The sequence below is a fragment of the Soehngenia saccharolytica DSM 12858 genome, assembly GCF_059568515.1.
Genome location: NZ_JCANTN010000026.1, coordinates 1 through 26,445, shown reverse-complemented (window position 1 = coordinate 26,445; position 26,445 = coordinate 1). Strand labels below are relative to the sequence as shown.

At 32.8% G+C, this 26,445-nt stretch carries 27 protein-coding genes; 11 read left to right on the top strand and 16 right to left on the bottom strand.

Annotated elements, in window-relative coordinates; genetic code table 11:
- Positions 1-23 precede the first annotated feature (23 nt).
- The 16 genes from BO51_RS07725 to rpmH all read right to left on the bottom strand — a co-directional run bounded on the left by BO51_RS07725 (position 24) and on the right by rpmH (position 13,839).
- A complete protein-coding gene (locus BO51_RS07725) occupies positions 24-1,427 on the bottom strand; it encodes a peptidoglycan DD-metalloendopeptidase family protein (protein ID WP_496485539.1) in 1,404 nt (467 codons plus the stop codon).
- A 225-nt stretch (positions 1,428-1,652) separates the two neighbouring features.
- Positions 1,653-2,558 carry a diacylglycerol/lipid kinase family protein gene (locus BO51_RS07720; protein ID WP_496485537.1) on the bottom strand — a complete coding sequence of 302 codons (906 nt, stop codon included), beginning with the start codon at positions 2,556-2,558 and terminating at the stop codon, positions 1,653-1,655.
- Positions 2,545-3,063, bottom strand: a complete 519-nt coding sequence (locus tag BO51_RS07715; RefSeq protein WP_496485535.1) for a DUF4446 family protein — start codon at positions 3,061-3,063, stop codon at positions 2,545-2,547. Before BO51_RS07715 ends, BO51_RS07720 begins: the two co-directional genes overlap by 14 nt.
- 10 nt (positions 3,064-3,073) lie before the next feature.
- Positions 3,074-4,216: an aminotransferase class V-fold PLP-dependent enzyme gene (locus BO51_RS07710; RefSeq protein ID WP_496485533.1), complete on the bottom strand. Its 1,143-nt coding sequence runs from the start codon at positions 4,214-4,216 to the stop codon at positions 3,074-3,076.
- Between the two features lie 108 nt (positions 4,217-4,324).
- Positions 4,325-4,963, bottom strand: a complete 639-nt coding sequence (locus tag BO51_RS07705) for a cyclodeaminase/cyclohydrolase family protein (RefSeq protein ID WP_496485531.1) — start codon at positions 4,961-4,963, stop codon at positions 4,325-4,327.
- Between the two features lie 14 nt (positions 4,964-4,977).
- Positions 4,978-5,874: a PhzF family phenazine biosynthesis protein gene (locus tag BO51_RS07700; protein WP_496485529.1), complete on the bottom strand. Its 897-nt coding sequence runs from the start codon at positions 5,872-5,874 to the stop codon at positions 4,978-4,980.
- A gap of 33 nt (positions 5,875-5,907) precedes the next feature.
- Positions 5,908-6,771: a ParB/RepB/Spo0J family partition protein gene (locus BO51_RS07695; RefSeq protein ID WP_496485527.1), complete on the bottom strand. Its 864-nt coding sequence runs from the start codon at positions 6,769-6,771 to the stop codon at positions 5,908-5,910.
- Between the two features lie 11 nt (positions 6,772-6,782).
- Positions 6,783-7,553, bottom strand: coding sequence for a ParA family protein (locus BO51_RS07690; RefSeq protein ID WP_496485525.1), 771 nt, complete (start codon positions 7,551-7,553; stop codon positions 6,783-6,785).
- Positions 7,554-7,649: 96 nt separating this feature from the next.
- Positions 7,650-8,363, bottom strand: coding sequence for a 16S rRNA (guanine(527)-N(7))-methyltransferase RsmG (gene rsmG / locus BO51_RS07685; protein WP_496485523.1), 714 nt, complete (start codon positions 8,361-8,363; stop codon positions 7,650-7,652).
- A complete protein-coding gene (mnmG, locus tag BO51_RS07680) occupies positions 8,353-10,260 on the bottom strand; it encodes a tRNA uridine-5-carboxymethylaminomethyl(34) synthesis enzyme MnmG (RefSeq protein WP_496485521.1) in 1,908 nt (635 codons plus the stop codon). The genes rsmG and mnmG overlap by 11 nt, the downstream gene beginning before the upstream one ends.
- Positions 10,261-10,273: 13 nt before the next feature.
- Positions 10,274-11,641, bottom strand: coding sequence for a tRNA uridine-5-carboxymethylaminomethyl(34) synthesis GTPase MnmE (gene mnmE, locus BO51_RS07675; RefSeq protein ID WP_496485519.1), 1,368 nt, complete (start codon positions 11,639-11,641; stop codon positions 10,274-10,276).
- 90 nt (positions 11,642-11,731) lie between these two features.
- Positions 11,732-12,361 carry an RNA-binding cell elongation regulator Jag/EloR gene (gene jag, locus BO51_RS07670; protein WP_496485517.1) on the bottom strand — a complete coding sequence of 210 codons (630 nt, stop codon included), beginning with the start codon at positions 12,359-12,361 and terminating at the stop codon, positions 11,732-11,734.
- Positions 12,358-13,077: a YidC/Oxa1 family membrane protein insertase gene (locus BO51_RS07665; RefSeq protein ID WP_496485515.1), complete on the bottom strand. Its 720-nt coding sequence runs from the start codon at positions 13,075-13,077 to the stop codon at positions 12,358-12,360. The genes jag and BO51_RS07665 overlap by 4 nt, the downstream gene beginning before the upstream one ends.
- A gap of 20 nt (positions 13,078-13,097) precedes the next feature.
- Entirely contained in the window at positions 13,098-13,313 is a 216-nt protein-coding gene (gene yidD, locus BO51_RS07660; protein WP_496485513.1) for a membrane protein insertion efficiency factor YidD, read from the bottom strand.
- 4 nt (positions 13,314-13,317) lie between these two features.
- Positions 13,318-13,656, bottom strand: coding sequence for a ribonuclease P protein component (gene rnpA / locus BO51_RS07655; protein WP_496485511.1), 339 nt, complete (start codon positions 13,654-13,656; stop codon positions 13,318-13,320).
- Between the two features lie 48 nt (positions 13,657-13,704).
- Positions 13,705-13,839: a 50S ribosomal protein L34 gene (gene rpmH / locus BO51_RS07650; RefSeq protein WP_496485509.1), complete on the bottom strand. Its 135-nt coding sequence runs from the start codon at positions 13,837-13,839 to the stop codon at positions 13,705-13,707.
- A gap of 546 nt (positions 13,840-14,385) precedes the next feature.
- On the opposite strand from rpmH, the gene dnaA reads away from it, so the two are divergent.
- From dnaA to BO51_RS07595, 11 genes are all read left to right on the top strand, one after another.
- On the top strand, positions 14,386-15,717 hold the full coding sequence (dnaA, locus tag BO51_RS07645; RefSeq protein WP_496485507.1) for a chromosomal replication initiator protein DnaA: 1,332 nt from the start codon (positions 14,386-14,388) through the stop codon (positions 15,715-15,717).
- A gap of 161 nt (positions 15,718-15,878) precedes the next feature.
- Positions 15,879-16,988: a DNA polymerase III subunit beta gene (gene dnaN / locus BO51_RS07640; RefSeq protein ID WP_496485505.1), complete on the top strand. Its 1,110-nt coding sequence runs from the start codon at positions 15,879-15,881 to the stop codon at positions 16,986-16,988.
- An 11-nt stretch (positions 16,989-16,999) separates the two neighbouring features.
- Positions 17,000-17,206 carry a S4 domain-containing protein YaaA gene (gene yaaA / locus BO51_RS07635; RefSeq protein WP_496485503.1) on the top strand — a complete coding sequence of 69 codons (207 nt, stop codon included), beginning with the start codon at positions 17,000-17,002 and terminating at the stop codon, positions 17,204-17,206.
- Positions 17,207-17,238: 32 nt separating this feature from the next.
- Positions 17,239-18,345, top strand: a complete 1,107-nt coding sequence (gene recF / locus BO51_RS07630) for a DNA replication/repair protein RecF (protein WP_496485501.1) — start codon at positions 17,239-17,241, stop codon at positions 18,343-18,345.
- 15 nt (positions 18,346-18,360) lie between these two features.
- Positions 18,361-20,277, top strand: coding sequence for a DNA topoisomerase (ATP-hydrolyzing) subunit B (gyrB, locus tag BO51_RS07625; protein WP_496485499.1), 1,917 nt, complete (start codon positions 18,361-18,363; stop codon positions 20,275-20,277).
- A 9-nt stretch (positions 20,278-20,286) separates the two neighbouring features.
- A complete protein-coding gene (gene gyrA, locus BO51_RS07620) occupies positions 20,287-22,707 on the top strand; it encodes a DNA gyrase subunit A (RefSeq protein ID WP_496485497.1) in 2,421 nt (806 codons plus the stop codon).
- Between the two features lie 19 nt (positions 22,708-22,726).
- Entirely contained in the window at positions 22,727-23,059 is a 333-nt protein-coding gene (locus tag BO51_RS07615) for an STAS domain-containing protein (RefSeq protein WP_496485495.1), read from the top strand.
- The gene (locus BO51_RS07610) at positions 23,049-23,411 is read left to right on the top strand and encodes an ATP-binding protein (protein WP_496485493.1); all 363 of its coding nucleotides are present in this window, start codon (positions 23,049-23,051) and stop codon (positions 23,409-23,411) included. Before BO51_RS07615 ends, BO51_RS07610 begins: the two co-directional genes overlap by 11 nt.
- Positions 23,412-23,426: 15 nt before the next feature.
- Complete coding sequence (locus BO51_RS07605; protein ID WP_496485491.1) at positions 23,427-24,209, top strand: SigB/SigF/SigG family RNA polymerase sigma factor; 783 nt, start codon at positions 23,427-23,429, stop codon at positions 24,207-24,209.
- A gap of 101 nt (positions 24,210-24,310) precedes the next feature.
- Positions 24,311-25,513 carry a MalY/PatB family protein gene (locus BO51_RS07600; RefSeq protein WP_496485489.1) on the top strand — a complete coding sequence of 401 codons (1,203 nt, stop codon included), beginning with the start codon at positions 24,311-24,313 and terminating at the stop codon, positions 25,511-25,513.
- Entirely contained in the window at positions 25,510-26,382 is an 873-nt protein-coding gene (locus BO51_RS07595) for a DUF4846 domain-containing protein (protein ID WP_496485487.1), read from the top strand. Before BO51_RS07600 ends, BO51_RS07595 begins: the two co-directional genes overlap by 4 nt.
- Positions 26,383-26,445 lie beyond the last annotated feature (63 nt).

The following is a 26,445-nucleotide window of genomic DNA, read 5'->3' as shown; positions in this document are numbered from 1 at the left end:
ATATAAATACCTATCATTGATAACTAATATATATATGAAGCAGGATTTTTATTTACTCCATTTTTCAATACTTCAAAATGAAGGTGTGGTCCTGTAGAATTTCCTGTGGAACCCATTTTACCTATTAATTGACCTTTATATACTCTTGTACCAGAACTTACTAGTATTTTACTTAAATGAGCATATCTAGTAGTATACCCATTTTCATGGTCTATCTCTATCATGTAGCCATAACTTCCTTGATATCCTGTAAATACGACTTTTCCGCCATCAGCTGCATAAATACTTGTGCCCACACTGTTTGCAATATCAACTCCCAAGTGCATTCTAGCGCCTCTGTTGCCATAAGGAGATGAAAGCCTTCCTCTAGTTGGCATCATAAAAGTCCCAGTTGCCATAGTCTTTGGTGGTTCTTTGGTTCCTTTAGCTACTACTTCTGTCCTTGGCTTTGTGACTACCACTTCATTGACGACTTTCTTTTCAACTAATACTCCGTTATGCCTAATCTCATTCGCAGTAACCTCTGCTTCACCTTTAGTACCTTTTGTTATTATTTTCTTTTGAGTGTTATACATTGATTCGTCTTCTTTTACAGTCACTTCATAATCCAATTCTTTAGTATACTCTACTTCTTCAACAGTAACTACAGTCAAAAGAGGTTGGGGAACAATTAAATTAACTTCATCGCCCGGTTTTAAATCTTCTGGAACTACATCTGGATTAGCTGCTATTAGCTTTTCAACATCTGTATCATACATCATCGATATGGTCCATAAGCTTTCGCCTATTTCAACAGTATGGGTTTTCTTTGCTTCTTTTCCATCTTTTATTTTTTGTAGTATTTCCTCTGTATCGGAGATATCAGATATATTTGCTTTTACCTTTTGAATGTCTATATTCTCTAAAAACTTAACTTCTTTCAATGTGCTTTTTCGATCTTTTGTATCAGTATATGGTTTTTTGATTGCTTCTAAAATATTCTCAATCTCTGCGCTATCCTTAAAGACTCCTATTGTTTCTCCCTCAATAACTAATGCGTATCCATCGACTTTAAAATTTATCTGTTTCTTTATGTTTTTCTCTAAAGTTTCTTTATCTGTATCTTTGTCTCCAAACACATTGGTTTTTTTGAAAGTAATTTCATCATCAAGCTCAATTTTTGCGTCATATGTATCTTCTAATTCTTTTTTTACTTCATCATAAGCGGTTAGTGCTTCTTCCTTTTCTCTTACTACCCCCACTACATTGTCTCCGATTGAAACAGAATAAGCTTTTGTAACATTGTCAACTATTGCAAAACTAGCGAAAGCTATAGCGACAGCTCCAATAGAAATCATGATTTTGTTAAAATTTTTATTGTCATTTTTTAATTCTATTACTTTAGCTTTAAGTCTATTCCAATAGGATTTAATCGACTCCTTTTCCATCTCTACCTCCATTGGACACCTAATGTAAATTTTTTTGTAACTCTTTTGTAACAATTACTAGTTCATTATACCAATATGAACTTTTATTGACAACTTTTCAAAAAATGTCATAAAAAAAATGTAAACCAAAAAATAACCGATAGTTTATCTTCTAAACTAGTTATATTAATGGCTACATTGCTGTAAATAAATGGTACTATAATTACAGATAAATATTACAAAAACTTAATATTTTATTTTCAACTTTTCAGAGTGCATTTTGAATGTGCTATTCTTTTTTTGTTGGTGAATAAGTTTCCCGTCAAGATTTAATATAATGTTTTTTTCAAAATTAACATCAATTTTGTCAGTCTTTCCCTCTAACACATATCTTTTGTATTTCAAGTGTTTTCCGCTGAATATTGTGGGAAATAATGTCAATACTCTAAACTTTGATATGTCTTTAACCATGCAATAGCTCAGTAAATTGTCATTTAATGAAGCGTTCGGAAGTATTTTCATGCCCCCACCGTAGTATTGTCCATTCCCTACAGCTAGAAGCATCAATGAATTTTGGTAAAGTGTGTTATTTATGTCAATGAATGATTTTACGCTCCTATACTTTACTAGTGCAAAAAATACTCCAAGTATATATGCTTTCTTGCCTTTAACATGATCTTTTATCTTTTCTGTTTGATTTACTACCTCTGCATCTAACCCAACACTTGCCACATTTAAAAAGTATCTGTCATCAGCTAATCCAATATCAATCAGTTTATAGTTCTCAGATGTTATTATATCTAAACATTTTTCCAATTCAAATGGAATTTCTAGCACTTTGCTAAGATCATTACCAATTCCTCTCGGAATAATTCCAAGTATTCCATGACCATTTTTTAGTATCCCTGTCGCCACTTCATTTATCGTTCCGTCTCCACCAACTGCTACATAGACGTCATAGTTCGGGTTTTCTTCAATTAACTTCTCTGGATCGTCGATGGCTTTAGTGCATTCTATTTTATAATCTATCCCTTTTTTAATACAGTATTTTTCAATAGACTCCAATTCAGAGATAGCTGTTCCGTCTCCTGATACTGGGTTTACAATGAAAAAATATTTTTCTTTCTTTATCTGCTGACTATTTAAAACCAATCTCTTTCTCTCCTCTTATAGCTCTGTCTATCGCTATCATCTCTTCTGGAGATAGCGGAACATTTGATTCCCCATTTTTTACAGGTTTTGCAAAACTTACTGACTTCTCTCTCCCATATATGCTAGTCAATACAAATCCATTGTTGTATTTATCTAATAATGCTATTGAAAAACTCAATTCACTTCCCATGTCTGCAAAAGCATTATATCTTAAGAACCCTATCTTTTGAAGCGCAAATGTGAGATTTGTTTCAACCGAGTGCAGGTTGTCTTCTAGTCTCTTTAAACTTGAATTTATGTCATTTATATCTGAATTGACATGAATGAAAAGCTCTTCAAAGTTTACTCCTTTTAAGCCTCTTGTAAGCGCTTGGTACTTCTCTCTCTCTTTTTTAATCCTATTATTTTGCACTAACACAATTACAAATAATACCAATGTAAAAAACCCAATGCCTAATAATATATATGTTGTATTGCTCTCGATCAACTTTAAAAATTCTTCCATCTTATCACCCTTAGATTTGTTTAGTAATTTCGTATATTGCTCTTATACTATATTCTACTTCTTCTTCAGTATTAAAAGGGCCAAAACTAAATCTCACTGCCCCTTGCTCCAATGTGCCAATACTCTCATGAGCAAGTGGAGCGCAGTGAAGGCCTGGTCTCACACATATGTCATATCTATCGTCTAGAATATAGGAAACTTCCGATGAATCAATGTCTAATATATTTATCGGAATGACAGCTGCCCTTTGTACTGCATCGGCAGGCCCATATATTCTAACCCCTTCAATCTTTCTCAATTCCTCAATGAAATAACAAGAAAGTTTTTCTTCCTTTCTTCTAATGTTCTCTATGCCAGTTTCCAATATATAATTTAATCCTTCTTTCAGCCCTACGATTCCCGGCATATTCAAAGTGCCGCTTTCAAATTTGTCCGGCATTATCTCTGGCTGGTAAATTGAATAGGATTCACTCCCTGTGCCGCCTTGAATTATTGTGTCAGTATTTAGGCCATCTCTTACGAACAACCCCCCAGTTCCTTGTGGCCCAAGTAGCCCCTTATGCCCTGGAAATGCTAAAAAATCTATATTCATTTTATCTACATCTATTGGAATTACACCAGCAGACTGGCTTGCATCTACTAAAAACAGTATGCCTTTAGCTTTAGCTAATTTGCCTATTTCTTCAATAGGCATTACAGTGCCTGTCAGATTTGAAACATGTGTCATTGCAATCATTTTAGTATTTGTTCTTATTGCTTTTTCAATGCTTTCTTTTGTTATGTATCCATCTTCATCTGCGTACACAATTGTGTTTTCTACACCGAGAGACTCTAAGTGTTTTACTGGGCGAAGTACTGAATTATGCTCCATCGATGTGGTTATTACATGATCTCCTTCTTTTAATGTGCCTCTTATAGCCATGTTCAATGCAGTTGTACAATTGAATGTAAAAATTAAATTAAAAGCATCCTTTATATTAAAAAACTTGGATAACAAAACCCTTGTATCATAAACTTCCCTGTTTGCTTTAAGTGCCATTTTATGACCTGATCTTCCCGGATTTGCTCCGTATTCTTTCATAGCCTCATAAACTTTGTCGTAAACTGTTTCTGGCTTTGGAAAAGTGGTTGCTGCATTATCAAAATAATACATTTTCTTCACTCCTATGAGAAAATATCTTTATTTTATTCTAACACCCTTTGAGCCTATAAACAACATAAAACTACCTCTAATCGAAATTCTTCGACTAGAGGCAGTCAATTAACCTAATCTCTTATAAACAATTTCCAGAATCTCTTCTTTGATTGCTTTCCCTTTCTCTAGACTCTCTTTAACTGCTCTTTCTATCTTTTCTCTATATTCCTCGTCTTTTATGCTTTTTAGATTTATTGTCACATTGAATAGTGCACCTTCTAAACCTGAATATGCGAGCAAAGTTCCAACTCCCACATCTGTTATTGCGTTCACATTTCCGTATTCTGCAAAGACTTTTTGTAAATTTAAAGTTTCCAAACATTTTTGAGCGCATTTTAATGGCACTTCTAGAGCTTTCTTGTAGCCCAATTGTATTTTCTCTGATCTGATTTTTTTCTCTTCATCGGTTGATTTTGGAAGTTTAAATGCTTTCATGACATCATCAAATGCAGTTGAATCCTCATCAATTATTGAAAGTAAATCGTCTATTATAAAGTTTAGTTTCTCTTGGTTTTCTTCGAGCAATGCTCTTTTTTCTTCTGGTATCTCCTCATATTTATTTTTTCCTATTGTGAGATTGCCCACCATATTTGTCAAAGCTGCACCTAAACTACCTGCAAGCGCTGAAACACTTCCACCTCCTGGAGTTGGATTGTCGCTCTTTACTTCATAGACAAATTCTCTTATGCTTTTTTCAACTAACATATTATCCCTCCATATTAAAATTTAATAATTCCCTCTATTATTTTTACAGCACTTCCACCAACTTTTACTCTTAATCCATCACTGCTTTCATAAATAAAACATTTTATTGTGCTTGGCCTATCTAAAATATACCCTTGGCTTACATTTAGACTGTCGTTTTTTAATACTCCATTTTTCTTTAAATAATATATCAACGCTCCATTAGAAGTACCTGTAGCAGCTTCTTCGTCAATGCCTACCGCAGGGCCGAAATTTCGAGCATATGCGTATTCCTTATCCTTTTCATCCAAAGCAAATGCGTGTAATCCTACTACGCCCAATTCTATCGAATAATCTTTTAATTTTAGTAAATCTACTTTCATGTTGTCTAATATTGACTTGCTTTTTATAGGGCAAATTATGTCTTTCAACCCTGTTGAAACAATCTCTGGATAAATCGCTTCACCCTCAATTCCTATATCTGTTTGATCTATATTTAAAATTTCAGAAAGCTTTGATATGTCATTTAAAGCCCCGTAGCTCTGTGGTTTTGCCTGGTCCATTAGAACTGAAACCGGCTTGTAATTATTGTATTTAACATCGACCAGTATATCTCCTACATTTGTATTTAAGCTAATTGACTTGTTGCCTTCATTTATACTTGTAATGTACCCCTCGTCTGCTAATAGAAACACTGCTCCTATTGTGGCGTGACCACAAAGATCTACTTCACATTCTGGAGTAAAATATCTAGCTTTGTATCTTTCTTTTTCAAGTTCGGTAATAAAAGCAGTTTCTGATAGATTCATTTCTTTAGCAATTTGTTGCATTGTCCTATCTGACAATTTATTGTTAGTTATTACTATACCGGCAGGATTTCCTCCAAAAGCTTTGTCGGTAAAAGCATCAACTTGAAATATATTTAATTCCATATAATCACCCCTTAAAATGTTCCACGTGGAACATTATCTTGTAAGCAAGTCTACAAGCCTATCCAAGTCATCTTCATTGTAAAATTCAATCTCGATTGTACCTTTTTCTTTTGTCTTGTTGATAGTTACTTTAGTACCTAAATTTGTTATGAGTTTCTCTTCGACATCTCTTATATAAATGTCTTTGACTTTGTTTCTTGGATTTTTCTTCTTTTTCTTATCCAGTAGTTCCTCTGCATCTCTTACAGATGAATTCGTCTTTATGATCTTTAGAGCTTTTTTGTATTGAGATTCTTTGTCTTTTATCCCCAATAGCACTTTCCCATGTCCTGTAGACAAATCGCCATTTTTTATAAATTCCACTACCCTATCGTCTAGATTTAAAAGTCTTAGAATGTTCGCCACATATGACCTACTCTTGCCGATAGCCTTAGCCAACTCTTCTTGAGTTAAATTGTACTCATCAATTATCTTTTTATACCCGTAAGCTTCTTCTATAGGATTTAGATCCTCCCTTTGTATGTTCTCAATTAGGGCTATTTTTGAAGCTGTAATTTCGTCTATTTCCTTTACAATGCACGGTATCTTTTTTAAATTAGCTATCTTTGATGCGCGGTATCTTCTTTCTCCAGCTACAATCTCATAGTATTCATTTTTTTTAGTAACCAGCAAAGGTTGAAGCACGCCATTTTCTTGAATCGATTTTGCTAAACTCTCCAAGCTCTCTTTATCAAAGCTCTTCCTCGGTTGATCCTCTTTTGGCCGTATCTTGTCAATATCGAGCTCTAGAACTTTAGTGTCATTTCTGCCTAGATCATTGATTAAATCCTCCACGCTTTCTTTGTCTTGTATAAGTGCAGAAAGCCCTTTTCCAAGTCCAGTCCTTTTTTGAGCCATAATCATCACCTCTATTTATCATCTTGATTATCGAGAAATTCGTTTGCCAACTCTAAATAAGATTCAGCTCCTTTTGACTTAGAATCATAGTCATGAACACTCATCCCATATGATGGCGATTCTGCAAGCCTTACATTCCTCGGTATGATACTCGTGAATACTTTTCCCTTGAAAAATTTCTTGACTTCTTCTACTACTTGAATTGAAAGATTTGTTCTGCCGTCAAACATGTTTAAAACTACCCCTTCTAATTCAAGATTTGGATTTTGATTTTTTTTCACTAACTCTATGGTCTTGAAAAGCTGACTAACTCCCTCGAGTGCATAATACTCGCATTGAATCGGTATGATTACACTGTCAGCTGCTATAAGACCAATTACGCTCAATATGCCTAATGAAGGTGGACAATCAATGAAGCAAAAATCAAACTCTTCCTTTATATTTTCCAAAACATTTTTTAATGCATTTTCCCAATTGTCGACTCTAGCCAATTCTATTTCCACACCTGCAAGTTCGCTATTAGAAGGTATGATACTTACATTTTCTGCAGATGTAGATTTTACTGCCTCCGCTATGCTCACTTTACCTGTCAGGCAGTCATAAATTTGAACATCTATGTTGTCTTTATCTATACCTAAACCGCTTGAAGAATTTCCTTGGGGATCTAAATCTATCAATAGCACTTTCTTCCCGAGTTTTCCCAGACCAGCTGACAGATTAATGCTAGTTGTGGTCTTGCCAACTCCACCTTTTTGATTAAATATGGCGATTGTTTTACTCATAAGGACTCACCTCAAATTCTATTTACTTATATGATATCATACAAAAAAAATAAATAAACAAAAATGTTCCACGTGGAACATTTTTGTTTATTATTCTTACAAAGGATTTTTCTTTGGTTTCCCTTGTTGTCTAGGGTATTTCTTAGGTGTTTCTTTAACTTTTTTTACTATAACTAATGTGTGAGTTATATCTAAAAGCGGCAGTTTTACTTCATTTATACTTTCAAGTTCACCGCCTAATAATTTTATAGCATTTTTAGATGCTTCTACTTCTCCTTTGACATCAGGCCCTTTCATTGCTATAAAGTGGCCACCAACTTTTACAAATGGCATGCAGTACTCAGTAAGTGTATTTAAACTCGCTACTGCTCTAGACACAGCAATATCATATTTTTCTCTATGCTCGTTTAATATGCCAAGCTCTTCTGCTCTAGCGTGTATTGTTTCTACATTGGATAAATTAAGCTTATTTATAACTTCATTTAAAAATATTATTCTCTTATTCAGGCTATCCATTAAAGTCATATCCAGCTCTTCATTGTATATCTTTAACACAAGACCAGGAAATCCGCCGCCAGTTCCGACATCTATTACTCTTTTTTTACCATCAAATAATTTTGTGTTAACCAAACTCAAGCTGTCACAAAAATGTTTTATATATATCTCATCTTCTTCAGTGATTGTAGTAATGTTAAACTTCTTATTCCACTCAACTAACAAATCTTTGTATATTTCATACTTTTGCAAAGTTTCGCTGTCCAAATTTATTTCTAGTTCTTTCAGGGCATCGTTAAAAACATTATTTGTCACTCGTACCCCTCCTTTTAAGCTGTTCTAAATGAATTAATAAGACATTTATATCAGCAGGTGATACTCCAGAAATTCTTGATGCTTGCCCGATTGACTCTGGTCGTATCTTTTCTAACTTTTGCAGTGCTTCTGTACTTAGGCTTTTTACTTGTTTATAGTCTATATCTTCAGGAATTGCCTTGTTTTCCATTCTTTTGAATTGCTCAATCTGTGACATTTGCTTTTTAATATAGCCTTCGTATTTTATCTCAATTTCAACTTGAATTCTGATTTCTTTAGGCAAATCTGGTCTATTTGGATCTAACTCTTTTAATGCATCATAAGTTAGTTCCGGCCTCTTTAAGAGGTCATATAAACTCACACCTGTCTTTATGGTGTTATTTGTGAGTTTATATAAAAATTCATTAACTTCTTTTGTAGGTGTCACAATGACCTTTTTCAACCTATCCAGTTCTTCATTGACAAGTCTCTCTTTTTCTAAAGTTTTCTCATACCTTTCTTTAGAAACTAAACCTATTTCATAGCCTTTTTTTGTCAACCTCAAATCCGCGTTGTCTTGTCTTAGAGTTAGTCTATATTCCGCTCTTGATGTCATCATTCTATAAGGCTCATTTGTGCCTTTGGTAACCAAGTCATCTATTAACACACCTATATAAGCCTCTGATCTATCTAAAATAAAGGGTTCTCTACCCAATACATTTAAACTTGCGTTTATCCCTGCCATAAGTCCTTGTGCTGCAGCTTCCTCATATCCACTTGAGCCATTTATTTGACCTGCAAAAAATAAATTTTTAATTTCTTTATGCTCTAAAGTTCTCTTTAACATTGTTGAATCTATCGCATCGTATTCAATTGCATAAGCGGTCCTCATAAATTCAACTTTTTCAAGTCCCTTTATGTTTCTATAAACTTCAATTTGCACTTCTTCAGGAAGTGAAGAGCTCACGCCTTGAACATACATTTCCTTGGTATCAAGTCCTTCTGGCTCTATAAAAACTTGGTGTTTTTCTTTATCAGGAAATCTCACTACTTTATCTTCTATTGATGGGCAATACCTTGGCCCTACTCCTTCAATAAGCCCTGAAAACATAGGTGACCTATCTAAGTTCTGTCTTATTATTTCATGCGCTTTCTCAGTAGTATAAGTTAAATAGCAGGAGACTTGCTTTATGTTAAAGTCTTTTCCCATATTCATAAAGCTAAATGGAATGATCTCCTCGTCTCCAGGCTGTTCTTCCATTACACTAAAGTCTATGCTGTCTTTCGCAACTCTCGCTGGTGTTCCCGTCTTCATTCTCCTTAAGAAAAATCCCTTTTCTTTCATCGCCTTTGAAAGTATTATTGAAGGAAATCTCCCATCCGGGCCAGATTCAAAATTAACTTCTCCTATATATACCCTTCCACCTAAATATGTGCCTGTTGCTATTACGCATGCCTTTGAATAATAAACTGCTCCAGTTCTCGTCACTACGCCTCTTATTTCTTTGTTTTCAATGATTAAATCTACTACCTCTGCCTGCCTTAACGTCAAATTCGGCTCATTTTCAAGGGTTTTCTTCATCTCGGTATGATACTTTTTCTTGTCTGCTTGAACTCTCAATGAATGTACAGCAGGACCCTTTGAAAGATTTAGCATTCTACTTTGAATAAACGATTTGTCTATATTTAAAGCCATTTCACCGCCTAGAGCATCTATTTCTCTCACTAAGTGCCCTTTCCCGGTTCCTCCTATATTTGGATTGCATGATAATGCGGAAATAGCATCTAAGCTAATAGTCAGTATAAGTGTCTTAAGACCCATTCTAGCACAAGCTAAAGCAGCTTCAACTCCTGCATGTCCTGCTCCAACGACAACACAATCATATTCCCCTGCATTATATCTAATATCTTCTTGCATATTATCCCAACCTTTACTTTCCTATACAAAATTCTCTAAAAATCTTGTCTAAGATATCTTCAGTGATTGACTGTCCAGTGATTTGACCTAAACTCTCCCATGCATCTTTTATGTCAACTTCCAAACAATCTATTGGCTCATTTAGAGCTATCTCATCCTCTAACTCTAATATTCTGTCATAAGCTCTCAATAGCATATCCTTATGTCTTATATTTGTTAAAACAACATCAGATTCAACCTTTATATCCTCTTTATAGAACATGTCTTTTATGGTATCTATCAGTTCATCTATGCCTATTCCAGTGGTAATTGAAGAATTGATCATTCGTGCGTTTGGGAAATTATCAATGAAATAACTTTCATCAATCTTTTTTTCCAAGTCAGTTTTATTTAACATGATTATGGTCTTTTTATCTTTAACCAATTCCATTATTCTCTTGTCTTCTTCTGTGATATCAGATGACACGTCAAATAGAGCTATTACTAAATCTGCTTTGTTTATAGTTTCCTTTGTCTTGAGTACGCCTATTTTTTCAACATAGTCTTCGGTTTCCCTAATCCCTGCAGTATCTATAAGCTTTAGCGGAATTCCATCAATATTTATATACTCTTCTATAATATCTCTTGTAGTACCTGGAATATCTGTCACTATTGCCCTGTTTTCCTTTAATATAGCATTCAATAAAGATGATTTGCCTACATTTGGTTTACCTAATATCACTGTATTTAAACCATCTCTCAAGATTTTTACCCTGTCAAAGCTATCTATGAGCTTTTTTATTCTCGCTTCAACTTTTTTTGCATCTTCTAACAATGTCTTATGAGATATTTCTTCAACTTCATCTTCAGGAAAATCAATATTTGCCTCTATGAATGCCATCATTCTCATCAATATATCTTGTATTTCTAAAACTTCATTAGTTATACTTCCCTCAAGTTGTCTTAATGAAACCTCATAGCTCTTTTCGGATTTAGCTTTTATGATGTCTATGACCGCCTCTGCTTGAGTTAAATCCAATCTTCCATTTAAAAAAGCTCTCTTTGTAAATTCTCCTCTTTCAGCAAGCCTTGCACCCTTTTTTAAGCAAAGCTCAAGTATTTTCTTTACTGGAATTATTCCTCCATGAGAATAAATCTCAACCATATCTTCTCTTGTATATGTGTTTGGAGCTTTCATAAACGCTATTAGAACCTCGTCTAAAACTTTTCCATCGTCTATGATATGTCCATAATGAAGTTTTTTATTTTCAAATTCGAAATTATCCTTTGTGCTCTTAAAAATTTCTTTTCCTATATATATAGCATCTTTGCCACTCATTCTCACGATGCCTATTCCTGCTTCTCCAACTGCTGTTGATATTGCAGCAATTGTTTGATCCATAAAATCACCTCAAAATTTATACACTTATTTTATTGTTATCATTATACATTTTTTATAGATTAAAGTAAAAAAATAAAGTCCAATTGGACTTTATTTTTTATAAGTTATGACAACTCGCCTGTAAGGCTCACTACCCTCTGAATAAGTAGTAACTCCATCAAAATTTTGAAGAGTTGCATGAATTATCCTTCTTTCATAAGGATTCATCGGTTCAAGCTTTATTGGCTTTTTATAAATCAACGCTTTCTTTGCCATTTTATTTGCGAGATTTACTAATGTTTCTTCCCTTTTCTTTCGATAATTATTTGCATCTACAATAGTCTTATAAAAATTATCCCCATTCTTATTAACTACTAAATTAAGAAGGTATTGGATAGCATCAAGTCCACTGCCTCTTTTGCCGATTAAAACTCCAATGTCATTTTCAGATATGTCGACAATATCTACTTTTATAATATCTCCATCTAACGTCACATCACAGTTTGCAACAAGCCCCATCTTATTTAAGAGATTGTCAATAAAATTGTGGGCTATTTCCTTAGGATCATCTTTTTTAGTCACTTTGATTTTTGCTTCTTTTCCACCAATAATTCCGAATAAACCCTTCGTTGGCTCCTCAAGTATCTCGACTTCGACCTCATCTTTTGTCGCATCTAACTCAATAAGTGCTTCTTTAAGGGCATCTTCTACGGTTTTAGATGTCTTTATAACAAATCTCATTTATTTTGCCCCCCTGCTTTTTTAACAGATCTGTTGACTATAAGTTGTTGAATGATGCTAAATATATTGCTTATTACCCAGTAAAGTGCAAGTCCAGCTGCAAAACCTTGTGCAGCAAAGAATATCATAAATGGAAGTACAATATTCATTATCTTTTGTGTAGATTGAGTAGAAGGGTCTGCATTTGGATTAGCTGACATCATAGTGATACTTTGTATATATGTCGTTATACCTGCCAATAGAGGCAATCCCCATAAATACGGATCATTTAAATCTAAATTACTTATCCACAAAAAGTTTTTTGCCATATTAGCATACATTTCAGCATCAGTAAAAGCATATGTAGCTGGATCTCTAAACACTGCAAAAAACGCTAAAATTATAGGCATCTGAATAATTAAAACTAAACACCCAGAAGCTGGATTGTATTTATGCTCTTTATATAGTTCCTGCATTTTTACCTGCATTGTTTTTGGGTCATTCTTGTACTTTGTTTGAATATCTTTTATCAATGGTTGTAATTCGCTCATCTTCCTACTAGACTTAACTTGATTAAGACTTATAGGCAATAGTATAAGTTTAAATATGATAGAAGTTATTATGATAGCAATTGCGTAATACGATATAACTGATGGCTCGCTAGGCAATACGCTACTTACAAACATATATACATATCTCAGAATAGAACCCATAATTTTTCCAAGAAAATTAATCATTTATTCAATAAACCCCCTGTTCATTTAAGCGGGTCATATCCTCCTTCATGAAATGGATTGCATTTTAGTATTCTTCTTATACTAAGATAACTTGCTTTAAAAAAGCCGTACTTTTGATAAGCCAAAAGCGAATACTCTGAACAAGTAGGATAAAACCTGCAGTGTCTGCCAACTAATATATATTTAGATATATAGTTTTGGTAGAATTTTATAAGGTAAATCATCATTTTTTTCACAAAATCACCTTTTTAATATACCTGCTAAATTGTAAATGTGCTCCACCGATTTTTTTAGCTCTTCATAAGATAAGTCCACAGTATTTTTCTTGGGTATTAAAACGATATCATACCCTTCTTTCAAAAAGGGTAAAAGGCTTCTGTTTATCTCTCTTATTTTTCGCTTAATTTTATTTCTAACTACTGCTTTCCCGAGTTTTTTAGTTACTACTATTCCAAATCGCGTGTAATTTAAATCATTTTTCTTTATATACAATGTAAAATTTCTATTCCAGTAGTTTTTGCCTTTTACATAAGCCCTTTTAAATTCTGTACTTTTTCTTATTCTGTGTTTCTTCTCCATAAAAATAAACCACCTTTGGCCTTTAATAAAAGGCCACTAATTAGCGGCCTAAGCGGAAAGCACCTTTCTTCCTTTGTTTCGTCTAGCTTTTAATACTGCTCTACCTGATCTGGTCTTCATTCTCTTTCTAAAACCATGTTCTTTGCTTCTTTGTCTTTTCTTAGGTTGATACGTTCTTTTCAAATAAAACACCTCCTTTATGAACTATAACAAGTATATTAAATTACACTACCTATTTCATAGCATAAAACACTACCTTAAATTATATGTATAAGGTATGGGCATGTCAAGAAATATAATTTATCTTAAGCTAAAACTATTATACACCTTATAATCTAAAAAATAACTATTTATTGAAATTTAATAATCCACAATGCTGTAGATAATTTTAAACATCCTGTGGATAATTTTATTGAATGTGCTCTTTTTTTTTGATATCATATATACAGTGTTAATAATTTTATTTATTTGTGGATTATTTAAAGTTATGCACATTTTGTGGATAGTTTGTGCATAACTTTAAATAATTTATCGAATTTTTATTTCAAATCTTTAACTTTTAAACCAATATTATCCACAGATATTCTTTGTTAATTATGTGGATAATATAATTTTTATTCATAAATTGATGTTTATCCACAAAAAGTTGATGTTTTTATCAACATTATCCACATAAAACATTATTTTCAAATGATCTGTGGATACATGAAAATATAGGAGGTTATATTAATGAGTTTATCATTAAATGAACTTTGGGAAGAGGTGTTGAATTTAATAAAAGTAGAACTGACAGAAGTCAGCTTCAATACTTGGCTTAAAACAATAACTCCTGTTTCCATTAGTGATGATGAAATAATTTTAGCTGCTCCCAATGATTTCACTAAAGGAATATTGGAAGGAAGGTACTTAAATTTAATTAAAAATGCCATTAAAGAAGTGAGCAAAAAAGATTATAAAATTAATTTTATAGTGCCTGGAGAAGAGTTAAACAACATAAAAGTTTCACCAAAGGAAAAAAAGGAAATTGAATCTGAATATAGAAATCAATTAAATCCTAAATATACCTTTTCTACTTTTGTGACAGGAAAGAGCAATGAATTTGCTCATGCTGCGTCGCTAGCAGTAGCGGAAGCACCTGCACAAGCATACAATCCTCTATTTATATATGGAGGAGTTGGTCTAGGGAAAACGCATTTGATGCATGCAATAGGGCATTATATTTTAACTCAAAATCCAAAAGCTAAAGTAGTATATGTATCAAGCGAAAAATTTACAAATGAACTAATAAACTCTATAAGAGAATATAGAAACGAAGAATTCAGAAACAAATATCGAAATGTAGATGTGCTTTTAGTAGACGACATTCAATTTATAGCTGGAAAAGAAGGGACACAAGAAGAATTCTTCCATACTTTTAATGCTCTGCATGAAGCAAATAAACAAATCATAATTTCAAGCGACCGTCCTCCGAAAGAAATACCAACATTAGAAGATAGACTTAGATCAAGATTTGAGTGGGGTTTAATAACAGATATACAACCTCCAGATTTTGAAACGCGAATTGCTATATTAAAAAAGAAAGCAAATATTGAAAATCTGACAATACCCGATGAAGTTTTTCATTTAATTGCAAACAACATTCAATCAAATATAAGGGAGCTAGAAGGAGCACTCATAAAAATAGTGGCTTATTCTTCATTGACAAATAGGGCAATAACAGAAGAATTAGCAGAAGAAGCTCTTAAAGATCTCGTGAATACAAATAAAAAGAAAGAGATAACAGTCGATTTAATCAAAGACATAGTATCAAAAGAATTCAATATTAAAATTGATGACTTTGATTCAAAAAAAAGAACTAGAGAGATAGCATTCCCTAGACAAGTAGCTATGTACTTAACCAGAGAACTTACAGATTTGTCTCTGCCTAAAATAGGTGATGAATTTGGCGGTAGGGATCACACAACAGTAATACATGCCTATGATAAAATAACAAATGACATGAAAAACGATATGAGCTTAAAGATAAAAATAGAACATATAATAGAAGATTTAAAGAAATAACATGTTGATATCTTATAATAATTTTTAATTTTATCCACATGTTATTAGATTGAGTTTTTTATCTGATTTCAATCAAAAAATGACTTATCCACAAATTAACATGTACTACTACTATTACTACTATTGTTATTAATTCTAATATACTAAAAGGAGGAAGAGCATTGAAATTTTCAGTACAACAAAATGAATTAAATAAACATATAAATATTGCTCAAAGAGGAATTTCAAATAGATCTACTTTGCAAATACTTGAAGGAATACTCATAGAAGCCAAAGACAACAGATTAAAACTAACATCAACAGACTTGGAAATAAGCATAGAAACTACATTGGATTCAAATGTAATTGAAGAAGGAAAAGTCGTTATAAATTCAAGAATACTAGGTGATATTGTAAAAAAATTACCAAATGATACTGTTTTTTTTGACATAGAAAACAACAAAGTCAACATAAAATGTCAAAAATCTGATTTTAACATAGTTTCGAATCCAGGAGAGGATTATCCTGAGCTTCCTATTGTAATAGAAACTGCTAAATTCAACATACCACAAAATATATTGAAAACTGCGATAAGACAAACTTCATTCACTACTTCTCAAGATGAAAGCAGAGCAGTTTTAACAGGTGTTCTATTTGAGATTGAAGATGGAATACTAACATTTGTATCACTTGATGGATACAGACTTTCAATGAGAAAAGAAGAAATAGGAATAAATGAGAGCTTAAAGCTTATTGTACCAGCAAGAGTATTAAATGAATTAAATAAGATAATTGAAGATACTGAGGATCCAATTACATTGGCAATAGCGAATGGACAAATAGTATTTACATTAAGAGATACTGTGATCTATTCAAAATTATTGGAAGGACAGTTCTTTAATTACAAAGATATAGTGAGAACAAATCACAATACTACTGTACTGTTGAATAGAAAAAATTTATTAGATTCTCTAGAAAGAGCAAGTTTATTAGCTAGGGAACAAAGGGCTAACTTAGTAAAATTATCTATAACAGATGATAATTTATCAATTAAATCTAATTCAGAAATGGGAGATGTCTATGAAGAAGTAGAGTTGATAAATAAAGAGGGAGAAGATGTAAATATAGCTTTTAATTCAAGATATCTAATGGACGGAGTAAGAGTTATAGATAGTGAAGAAATAGAATTAAATTTTGTGTCAAGCTTAAATCCATGCATTATGAGAGCAAAAGATGATGAAAAATACATCTATTTAGTGCTTCCAGTAAGATTGGCTCAAGATGACTTTTAAGAGGTGAAACAATGGAAAAAATAAATATACAAACAGAATACATTAAATTAGAGCAACTATTAAAATTAGCAGGAATAACTCAAACCGGCGGAGAAGCAAAATTGATGATAAAAGATGGGTTAGTTAAAGTAAATGGAGAAGTTTGTACCCAAAGAGGAAAAAAATTAAGAACTGATGATAAAATAGAAGTAAATGGAAAAACATATGTTGTGGTATAATTAATTGTGCTAATAATTAAGGAGTGTATTTTTTGAATATATACGAACTCAGGTTAATAAATTTTAGAAATTACTACGACTTAAAAATTGAATTTTTTCCTGGGATAAATATCATTTATGGAGACAATGCTCAAGGAAAGACAAATCTTTTAGAGGCTATAAATTTAATTTCAACTGGCAAGTCTTTTAGAACCAATAGGGAAAAGGAAATGATCAATTTCAATAAGGATAAAGCTTATGTTGGAGCAAGAGTACTTGGAGAAAATTTTGAAAAACTCATTGAGATAAAATTAGACAAAAATGAAACAAAAAAACAGAGGATAAATGGAAAAGAAGTTAAAAGTCAAAAAGAACTCTATGACAGCTTTAAATCTGTTGTATTTTCACCAGATGACATAAACTTGATAAAAGATGGTCCAAATACAAGAAGAAATTATATTGATAATTTAATAATAAATCTTAAACCAACTTACCAATATAATTTGAATAGATATAACAAAATATTATTTCAAAGAAACAATTTATTAAAATCCAATTATTTAAATTTAGATAAAAACTTAATTGACATATTCAATTTACAATTGTCAAAAATTGCAAGCCTAATAATATTGGAAAGAATTTCGATTTTAAAGAAAATAGAAAGGATCTCTAAGACAATTCATTCCGATTTTACGGCAAATGCAGAAAAAATAGAATTTCAATATATTTCAACAGTAAATTTCAACAATGAAGATTCGAAGGAAATACAGGAAAAAACTCTAAATATGTTGAGAGAAAATGAAAAAAAAGACATTGAAGCAAAGACTACGCAGATTGGACCCCATAGAGATGATATTTTAATAAAGATAAATGACAAAGACATAAGGGCTTTCGGCTCACAAGGACAAAAGAGATCGGCTGTACTTACAATGAAGCTCTCTGAAGTGGAATTGATAAAAAATGAAACTAATCATTATCCAATATTATTATTAGATGATGTTTATTCTGAATTAGATCAAAATAGAAAGAATTACTTAAATAAACTATTTAAAAATGTTCAAACTTTTATCACGACAACTGATATAGATCAGATAGGAGATCTATCAAATTTAGATATAACCCATATACAAATTAAAGATGGAACATATGTTAAAAGATAGTATGGAGGGAAACACATGACAATAGATAACAATGGAAACAATAGGCATTATACTGCCAATGAAATACAGGTATTAACTGGACTTGAGCCTGTAAGAAAAAGACCGGGAATGTATATAGGTTCTACTGGGCCAAAGGGACTTCATCATCTTGTCTATGAAGTAGTAGACAACAGCATCGATGAAGCTCTAGCAGGAATTTGTGATACAATTGAAGTTGTAATTTATGAAGACGGTTCAGTATCTGTAAAAGACAATGGAAGCGGAATACCTGTAGAAACACACCCACAGACAGGAAAATCAACAGTAGAAACAGTTTTGACAATACTTCATGCAGGAGGAAAGTTTAACAACTCAGCATATAAAGTTTCGGGAGGCCTACATGGAGTTGGAGTATCAGTAGTAAATGCTTTATCAAAATGGCTTATAGCAAAAGTAAGAAGAAACGGAAAAGAATACATGCAGAAATTTGAGAGGGGTATAGCTGTAACAGAACTCACTGAAATTGGTGAAACAGATGAGACTGGGACAACTATACATTTTTTGCCAGATGATGAAATATTCGAGACTGTGGAATTCAATTTTGAAACATTGGAACATAGATTTAGAGAAATGGCTTTTTTAAACAGAGGAATAAAAATAACTCTAGAGGATAAGAGAAACAACATTCAAAAAGAATTTCACTATACTGGTGGAATAAAATCATTTGTTGAATATATAAATAAAAATAAAAATCCGCTTCATAAAGAGGTAATATACTTTGAAGAAGAAAAGGATTTAGTCACAGTAGAATTAGCAATACAATACACTGATTCATATTCCGAAACCATGCTGACATTTGCAAACAACATAAATACAATAGAAGGTGGAACACACCTTGCAGGCTTTAGATCCGCATTGACTAGGAGCATAAATGACTATGCAAGGAAATACAACTATCTAAAAGAAAAAGATGAAAATCTTTCAGGCGATGATGTAAGGGAAGGTTTAAGTGCAGTACTATCAGTAAAACTGCCAGAGCCACAATTTGAAGGCCAGACTAAAGCAAAACTTGGAAACACTGAAATAAGAGGGATTGTAGATACAATAACATATGAACATCTATCAAGCTATTTTGAAGAAAATCCCAAGACAGCTAAAACAATATTAGAAAAAGCTATAAATTCTCAAAGAGCAAGAGAAGCCGCTAGAAAAGCGAGAGATTTAACTCGAAAAAGAAGCGTTTTGGATAATACAACTTTGCCTGGGAAATTAGCGGATTGCCAATCCAATGACTTAAATGAAACAGAAGTGTTTTTAGTAGAGGGAGATTCTGCTGGAGGAAGTGCAAAACAAGGCAGAGATAAAAAATTCCAAGCGATACTTCCACTAAAAGGTAAAATAATGAATGTTGAAAAAGCAAGGCTTGACAAAATACTCGGATATGAAGAAATAAAAGCTATGATCACTGCTTTTGGCACTGGCATTGGCGAAGATTTCAACATAGAAAAATTAAGATATGGTAAAATAATTATCATGACAGATGCCGATGTAGATGGTGCTCATATAAGGACACTTTTATTGACTTTCTTCTACAGATACATGAAGGAATTAATAGAAAAGGGGCATGTGTATATTGCTCAGCCGCCATTGTATAAAGTTAGCAAAGGAAAAATCGAGCATTATTGTTATTCGGATAAAGAACTAGAACAATATCTAGATGAAATTGGAAGAGGAAACTACACAATACAGAGATATAAAGGTCTTGGAGAAATGAATGCTGATCAGCTATACGACACGACAATGGATCCTAATAATAGGATTCTTTACAAAGTGACAATAGAAGATGCTGTAGCAGCAGATGAGATATTTACAACACTTATGGGTGACAAAGTTGAACCCAGAAGAGACTTCATCGAACAAAATGCTAAATATGTCAAAAATCTTGACATATAGGAGGTAAATATGGAAGAAAACAAAGAGAATCTGATTGAAATAAATATAGAAGACGAGATGAAAAATTCCTATTTAGATTATGCTATGAGTGTAATCGTAAGTAGAGCATTGCCTGATGTAAGAGATGGATTAAAACCTGTTCACAGAAGAATACTCTATGCAATGAGCGAACTCAACCTTTCTCCTGACAAGCAGTATAGAAAATCAGCCAGAGTAGTCGGAGATGTACTTGGTAAATACCACCCACACGGTGATTCTTCTGTATATGGAGCTATGGTAAGGCTAGCTCAAGATTTTAACACAAGATATCCTCTAGTAGATGGGCATGGAAACTTTGGCAGTGTCGACGGAGATGGAGCGGCAGCAATGAGGTATACCGAAGTTAAAATGACTCCACTTGCTATGGAGATGTTAAGGGATATAGAGAAAGAAACAGTAGATTTCATGCCGAATTTTGACGAAACTTTAAAAGAGCCAATTGTATTGCCAAGCAAGTTTCCAAATATATTGGTAAATGGCTCATCAGGAATTGCAGTAGGCATGGCTACAAATATTCCACCACATAATCTAAAAGAAGTAATAGATGGCTTAATAATGCTCATTGACAATGAAGAAGTGAGCATCGAAGAATTGATGAAAGTCATAAAAGGGCCTGATTTTCCAACTGGTGGAATTATCATGGGCAAAGAAGGCATAAAAAAATCTTTCAAAACCGGAAGAGGAAAGTTAACCATAAGAGCAGTAGCTGAAATAGAAGAAAATTCTAAAGGAAAAAGAAGTATAATAGTTACAGAAATTCCATATCAAGTTAATAAAGCAAATTTGATAGAAAAAATAGCTGAATTGGCAAGAGACAAAAAAATAGAAGGCATTTCTGACTTAAGGGACGAATCGGATAGAGAGGGCATGAGAATAGTCATTGAACTTAAGAGAGATGCCAACCCAAATGTAGTGTTGAACAATCTATATAAACACACTCAAATGCAAATAACTTTTGGAACTATTATGCTCGCATTGGTAAATGGAGAGCCAAGAGTGCTAAATATAAAAGAGATATTAAAGTATTACCTCAAACATCAAGAGGAAATAATAACAAGAAGAACCCAATACGATCTAAGAAAAGCAGAAGAAAGAGCGCATATTGTTGAGGGCTTGAGAATTGCGCTTGACCATATTGACGAGATAATTAAAATAATTAGAAATTCAGCAAACGATCAAAAAGCAAAAGAAAGCTTAATGAGCAATTTCTCTCTATCGGAAATTCAAGCACAAGCTATTCTAGACATGAGATTGAGAAGGCTCACAGGATTAGAAAGAGATAAATTAGAAGAAGAATACGAAGAACTCATAAAGAAGATAAATTCATATAAAGAGATATTAGCTAATGAGAGATTGGTATTAGACATAATTAAGAATGAACTTATTGAAATTAGAGATAAATACTCTGATCATAGAAGAACAAGGATAATGCCATCTAAAGAAGAAATAAGCATTGAAGATATGATACCTCAGGAGGATGTGGTTATAACACTAACTCATTTTGGATATATAAAGAGGATGCCTGAAGGGACATACAAGCCTCAAAAAAGAGGAGGTAAAGGCGTAATAGCACTGACAAAGAAAGATGAAGACTTTGTTGAAGATCTATTTATAACTTCAACACACAGCACATTGTTGTTCTTCACAAATAAAGGAAGAGTATATTCTTTGAAAGCATACGAGATTCCTGAGGCAAGCAGACAAGCAAAAGGGACTGCAATAGTAAATCTGTTGGACATAAATCCAGACGAAAAAATAACAGCTGTCATTCCAGTAGACGAATTTAGTGAAGATTTAAAACTTATGATGCTGACCAAAAAAGGAATTATCAAAAAAACGGAACTCACACAATTTAACAATATCAGAAAAAGTGGTATGATAGCAATATCATTAAAAGATGAAGACGACTTAATCAGTGTGAAGCTTCCAAAAGAGAATGATGAGGTAATAGTAGTCACTAAAAAAGGCCTTGCGATAAGATTTAAGCAAAAAGATGTAAGAGTAATGGGCAGAAATGCAATGGGAGTAAAAGCAATACAATTAAATGAAAATGATGAAGTAGTATCAATGGATATTGCAGAAGACAATAAATACCTATTAGTCATAACAGAAAAAGGATATGGAAAAAGAACTCCTTTGACTGAATATAAAACTCAAAATAGAGGTGGCAAAGGTATAAAAACCTACTCCATAAAAGAGAAGACAGGAGATATTGTGTCTGCAAAAGTAGTAAACAGTCAAGACGAGGTAATGATCATTTCATTGAACGGAACAATAATAAGATTGCAAATAGACGACATATCTGTAATGGGCAGAAGTACTCAAGGAGTTACACTTATGAAAATGAACGACGACAGAGTAGTAGCAGTAGCAAAATATGTCGAAGGATAAAGACAAGGAGGGTCGATAAATGGCATTGCAAACAAAAGTAGAATTCAACTATGATGAAGGAAAATGGATATTCAAACCGATTGGTGAGATAGACATTTATACATCAAATGAATTTAGAGACAATGTATTAAAAGCTTATGAACAGAAAAATGCTGATTTAGTAATAGATGGAGAGTATTTAGAGTATATCGATTCAACAGGACTTGGAGCATTGATAGGGTTATTGAAAATGTTGCAAGACACTCCTTATAAAATATATATTGAAAATATAAAGCCAAATATAAGAAAGTTATTTGACATCACAAAACTAGATAGCTTATTTATCTTTAGAGGTGAAAGTGATGAACAATGATACAATAAAACTCATCGTACCCAATAAAAAAGACTATCTAAGCATAATTAGACTCACAGCTTCTGCGATAGCTAGTAAAATGGGTTTTAACATCGAAGATCTAGAAGATGTAAAAGTGCTAATAGGAGAAGCAAGCATAATAACACTATGCTCTGATAACACTACTCAATTAGAAATAGAATTCGAAATCAATGAAAAAGCTTTGGAAATAAAAATACAATTAGATGGTGAATTAAAAAAGGAAATGCTCGAGAAAAAAGAAGTAGAGATGAGCAAGATGATAATAGAATCTCTAGCGGATAAAGTGGATTACTCTATGAATTCTATAAGATTAACTAAATTAATTAATTAACAAGGATGGTATCCTATGGACCATAATGGAGCAAAGAACAATAAAAATCACAATAAAGAGGACACTAAAGAGCTATTCAGACTTTATAAAGAAAATCCGACCAAAGAGATTAGGGACACTCTTATAGAAAAAAATCTATATATTGCTGAAATACTAGCAAAAAAATATGCAAACAGAGGCATAGAATACGATGACATATTTCAGGTTGCAAGTATTGGCTTAATCTATGCAATAGATAGATATGATATCGACAAAGGCTATGAATTTTCAAGCTTTGCGACTCCTACAATAATTGGTGAGATAAAAAAATACTTTAGAGACAAAGGTTGGGCTATAAGAGTACCTAGAAGAATTCAAGAACTATCCAAGAAAATAAACTTGGCTAAAAATGAATTAAGTCAAGAACTTCAAAGAGTACCAACAGTTGAGGATATAGCAAAATATTTAGATATAACTGAAGAAGAAGTTTTAGAAGCCATGGAGGCAAGCAAAGTTTATACTCCTCAGTCTTTAGATGTGACTTACGACTCCCAAAGCGAAGATAAAGAGGTTAATCTGGCTGAACTGATCGGAGAAGAAGACTATTATTTTGACAGAATAGAAAACAATGATTTTCTCATGAGGACAATGGAAAAATTAAATGACATGGAAAGAAAGATACTTGTGGAGAGGTATTTCAACAAAAAAACTCAAGTAAACATTGCAAAGAGCATGAATATTTCTCAAATGACAGTATCCAGAATAGAAAAAAGAGTACTAGAAAAACTAAAAAAAGAAATTGAAAAAACAATGATCTAAATAAAAGGCGACTGCGATAGTTATACTAATGCTGTCGCCTTTGTTGTCTATGAGACAACATTTGATATAATAGATATAAGTCATTATCTAAGGAGGAGAAAATGAAATACAATTTTGATGAAGAGGTAAACAGATTAGGAACTAATTCTGTTAAATGGGACAATTGTAAACAGATCTTTGGAAGAGATGACATAATACCTATGTGGGTTGCCGACACTGATTTCAAAGCGCCAGGAGAAGTAATCGAAGGCATAAAGAAAAGAGCAGACCATGGAATATTTGGCTATACATATAGAGCAGATTCTTTTAATCAATCAATCAAAAGCTGGCTTAAAAAAAGACATGGATGGGAAATAGATAAAGAATGGATAACATTTAGCCCTGGGATTGTACCAGCGTTAAGCTTGTGTGTAAATACTTTTACAAATCCTGGAGATAAAGTCATCATACAAACACCCATATATCCACCATTTCGATCAGTTGTAGAAGGAAATGGAAGGACAATAATAGACAATGAGTTGTCATATGAAGGGAATTCCTATCACATGGACTTAGATAATTTAAAAAGACAAATCACTGACCACAATGGCGAATTTGATTACAGAGTAAAAATGATACTTTTGTGCAGTCCACACAATCCAACTGGAAGAGTTTGGAGAATAGAAGAACTAATAGAGCTGGGGAAAATTTGTACTGAACACAACATAATCATAGTATCGGATGAAATACACTCAGACATTGTATATAAAAACCATAGACACATTCCAATAGCATCTCTATCAGAAGAGCTAGCAAACTCTACAATTACATGTATATCGCCAAGCAAGAGCTTTAGCCTTGCAGGATTAGCAACTTCAGCAATCATCATCCCTAATAAAAAAATGAGAAGCCTGTTTAACAATGCTTTAGAGACATCGCACATAGGCGGGGGAAATATATTTGGAAATATAGCTTTAGAGGAAGCCTATAACAACGGAGAAGAGTGGCTGGATGAGCTACTTATCTATCTCGAAGGAAACCTAGATTATACAATTAATTACTTCAATGAGAAAATACCTCAAATCAAACCAATTCGCTCAGAAGGAACTTATCTAGTTTGGCTCGATTGCAGCAAATTAGGGTTAAAAGGCAGTGAATTGATGAATTTTTTTACAAACAAAGCTAGAGTAGGAGTAAACCCAGGAAACAACTTCTCCAGAAAAAACACTGATTTTGTAAGACTGAATATTGGATGCACTAAAAAAACACTAAATGAGGCTCTTAAAAGAATTGAAAAAGCAGTAAAAGAGATGATTTTACAATGAAAAGAGTTTTGTTGATCATAGCAATGATTCTAGTTTTAACAGGTTGCGATGATGTCGCAGAAAAAAATTCAGTTTATGAAAATGAAGTGGAAAACAATGCCAATAAACAAGTCAATGAAATTTTAAATGAAAATGGAAACACCATAAAAGAAAGATACAAAACACCCGAAGGATTTGAAAGAATGGATGTTGATGAGAATAGCTTTGAAGAATTTTTGAGAAACCAAAAATTGAAACCTTATGGAGAAAAAGCGCTCTATTACGATGGAAGAGAGAAACCTTTTGGAAATGTCTACGAGAGTGTTTTAGATGTAGATATTGGAGATAGAGATCTTCACCAGTGTGCAGATGCAGTAATGCTGTTAAGGGCAGAATACCTGTATTCAATAGGCGAATACGACGAAATAAAGTTTAATTTCGTGTCAGGGTTTGAGGCAAAATACAGCGAGTGGATAAAAGGAAACAGAATAAAAATCGAAGGAAACAATGCAAGTTATTACAAGAAAACTGAACCCTCCAACACTTATGAAGATTTTAGGAATTTTATGGACATAGTATTTGCATACTCAAGTACATTGTCCTTAGAAAATGAATTGGAAAGCATAGAAATAGATCAAATGAAAATTGGGGATGTGTTCATCGTTGGAGGTAGCCCTGGGCATGCAGTTATAGTAGTAGACATGGCAGAAAATGAAAATGGAGAAAAGATATTTTTATTAGCTCAATCATATATGCCAGCACAACAGACACAAATTCTATTAAATCCAAACGACAAAGATATAAGCCCTTGGTACTCGTTAAAAGGGTATGATAAATTAGTCACACCTCAATGGACTTTTGAATTAGATCAGCTAAAAAGATTTAATTGAATATGTTTAAATATACAGATATTCACGAATAAAGAAAAATAATAAAAGCTTTAAAAAAGGTAT

Excerpts from the sequence above, each read along its gene's own strand:
- BO51_RS07700 (WP_496485529.1), bottom strand. The coding sequence starts at position 5,874 with ATGGAATTAAATATATTTCAAGTTGATGCTTTTACCGACAAAGCTTTT.
- gyrB (WP_496485499.1), top strand. The coding sequence starts at position 18,361 with ATGACAATAGATAACAATGGAAACAATAGGCATTATACTGCCAATGAA.
- BO51_RS07725 (WP_496485539.1), bottom strand. The coding sequence starts at position 1,427 with ATGGAAAAGGAGTCGATTAAATCCTATTGGAATAGACTTAAAGCTAAA.
- BO51_RS07610 (WP_496485493.1), top strand. The coding sequence starts at position 23,049 with ATGAACAATGATACAATAAAACTCATCGTACCCAATAAAAAAGACTAT.
- BO51_RS07605 (WP_496485491.1), top strand. The coding sequence starts at position 23,427 with ATGGACCATAATGGAGCAAAGAACAATAAAAATCACAATAAAGAGGAC.
- mnmE (WP_496485519.1), bottom strand. The coding sequence starts at position 11,641 with ATGGATCAAACAATTGCTGCAATATCAACAGCAGTTGGAGAAGCAGGA.
- rnpA (WP_496485511.1), bottom strand. The coding sequence starts at position 13,656 with ATGGAGAAGAAACACAGAATAAGAAAAAGTACAGAATTTAAAAGGGCT.
- BO51_RS07595 (WP_496485487.1), top strand. The coding sequence starts at position 25,510 with ATGAAAAGAGTTTTGTTGATCATAGCAATGATTCTAGTTTTAACAGGT.
- BO51_RS07715 (WP_496485535.1), bottom strand. The coding sequence starts at position 3,063 with ATGGAAGAATTTTTAAAGTTGATCGAGAGCAATACAACATATATATTA.
- gyrA (WP_496485497.1), top strand. The coding sequence starts at position 20,287 with ATGGAAGAAAACAAAGAGAATCTGATTGAAATAAATATAGAAGACGAG.
- BO51_RS07615 (WP_496485495.1), top strand. The coding sequence starts at position 22,727 with ATGGCATTGCAAACAAAAGTAGAATTCAACTATGATGAAGGAAAATGG.
- BO51_RS07710 (WP_496485533.1), bottom strand. The coding sequence starts at position 4,216 with ATGTATTATTTTGATAATGCAGCAACCACTTTTCCAAAGCCAGAAACA.
- BO51_RS07705 (WP_496485531.1), bottom strand. The coding sequence starts at position 4,963 with ATGTTAGTTGAAAAAAGCATAAGAGAATTTGTCTATGAAGTAAAGAGC.
- yaaA (WP_496485503.1), top strand. The coding sequence starts at position 17,000 with ATGGAAAAAATAAATATACAAACAGAATACATTAAATTAGAGCAACTA.
- jag (WP_496485517.1), bottom strand. The coding sequence starts at position 12,361 with ATGAGATTTGTTATAAAGACATCTAAAACCGTAGAAGATGCCCTTAAA.
- BO51_RS07690 (WP_496485525.1), bottom strand. The coding sequence starts at position 7,553 with ATGAGTAAAACAATCGCCATATTTAATCAAAAAGGTGGAGTTGGCAAG.
- mnmG (WP_496485521.1), bottom strand. The coding sequence starts at position 10,260 with ATGCAAGAAGATATTAGATATAATGCAGGGGAATATGATTGTGTTGTC.
- BO51_RS07600 (WP_496485489.1), top strand. The coding sequence starts at position 24,311 with ATGAAATACAATTTTGATGAAGAGGTAAACAGATTAGGAACTAATTCT.
- dnaA (WP_496485507.1), top strand. The coding sequence starts at position 14,386 with ATGAGTTTATCATTAAATGAACTTTGGGAAGAGGTGTTGAATTTAATA.
- BO51_RS07695 (WP_496485527.1), bottom strand. The coding sequence starts at position 6,771 with ATGGCTCAAAAAAGGACTGGACTTGGAAAAGGGCTTTCTGCACTTATA.
- BO51_RS07665 (WP_496485515.1), bottom strand. The coding sequence starts at position 13,077 with ATGATTAATTTTCTTGGAAAAATTATGGGTTCTATTCTGAGATATGTA.